The organism is Asaia sp. SF2.1 (genome assembly GCF_000505765.1).
In the GTDB taxonomy this organism is placed as follows: domain Bacteria; phylum Pseudomonadota; class Alphaproteobacteria; order Acetobacterales; family Acetobacteraceae; genus Asaia; species Asaia bogorensis.
In genome coordinates this window covers 15,490-16,794 of record NZ_AYXS01000049.1, presented here as the reverse complement: position 1 = coordinate 16,794, position 1,305 = coordinate 15,490, and the positions used below count along the sequence as shown (strand labels likewise).

The following is a 1,305-nucleotide window of genomic DNA, read 5'->3' as shown; positions in this document are numbered from 1 at the left end:
CGGCTCACAGGCCTGGGACCGATCGACACAATATGTGAAGCATAGCATCGAGTATTTCTCGTCGAGCTGGTACCCCTATCCCTGGGCCACAGCGATCAATGTCGGCGGTCATGGCGCTGGAATGGAATATCCCGGCATCGTTTTTGACGGCATGCACGACCGTGATGCCAAGCTCTTCTGGATCACCACCCATGAGCTGGGCCATGGGTGGTTCCCCATGATTGTCGGCAGTAATGAGCGCCGCCATGGCTTCATGGATGAAGGGTTCAACACCTTCATCGACTCCCTCGCCTCTCAACACTTCAACAAGGGAGAGTTCGCCCCCAAGCAGGACGGCGAATATGCCCCCGACACGGGCAAGCCAGCGGATGATATCGTCAAGATCCTGAAAGACCCGGTCTATGACCCGCTCATGACCTCATCCACCATTCCGGGTCATGGCAATCGTCATGCCATGGCCTATTTCAAGGCGGCCTACGGTCTCGAATTGCTGCGCAGCCAGATTCTGGGGCCGGAACGCTTCGACCGCGCCTTTCGCCACTACATCGCCGCGTGGGCCTACAAGCATCCGACCCCTTCGGATTTCTTTCGTCTGATGGAGAGCGATGCCGGTGAAGACCTCTCCTGGTTCTGGCGCGGCTGGTATTTCGAGAATCGCAGCCCCGATTATGCGCTCGATGCCATTGAGTATCCCGATAAAGACCCGAAAAAAGGCGTCTCGCTGACGATCAGCAACAAGGGTTGGCTGCCTTTGCCGGTTACTCTTGCCGTCACCCGTGACGATGGCAGCGTCGAACGCATTGTTATTCCGACAGAAGTCTGGAGCGGCGGTAATATCCATGTCGTGACGCTCAAGGGCGGCAGCCCTGTACAGCGCGCGATCCTCGACCCGGATCACGCCATTCCCGATACCGACCGCAGCAATGATGCGCTTAGCCCGGTGCCACGCCCTTCTTCGCCCGCTTCTTCTCACTGATTTCAGGACCGTCTTATGTCTTTCCCTGCCTCAACGCCCGATCGCTGGCGTCAGCTTTTGTCTGCTTCCGCCCTGTCCTGTGCCGTCACGCTCTCGGCCTTCAGCCCTGCCCAGGCGGCACCGGGTGGCGACGCGCTCAATTTTGGGGGCGCCGCAACCAGCCGCCCCCCTATTCCCTCGACGCAGGGTGCGCATGGCATGGTGGTCTCGGCGCAGCATCTGGCCTCTGATGTCGGGGCAAAGATCCTGCGCGACGGCGGGAATGCTGTCGATGCGGCTGTTGCCGTGGGTTATGCGCTGGCCGTGGTCTATCCGGCTGCCGGCAATAT

At 59.8% G+C, this 1,305-nt stretch carries 2 protein-coding genes; both read left to right on the top strand.

Annotated elements, in window-relative coordinates; all coding sequences use genetic code 11:
• On the top strand, positions 1–976 hold a 976-nt coding region (locus P792_RS33650; RefSeq protein ID WP_031241489.1), incomplete at its 5' end, for a M1 family aminopeptidase.
• 15 nt (positions 977–991) lie between these two features.
• Positions 992–1,305, top strand: a 314-nt coding sequence (locus P792_RS39280) for a gamma-glutamyltransferase (RefSeq protein ID WP_235075524.1), incomplete at its 3' end; no start/stop codon positions are given.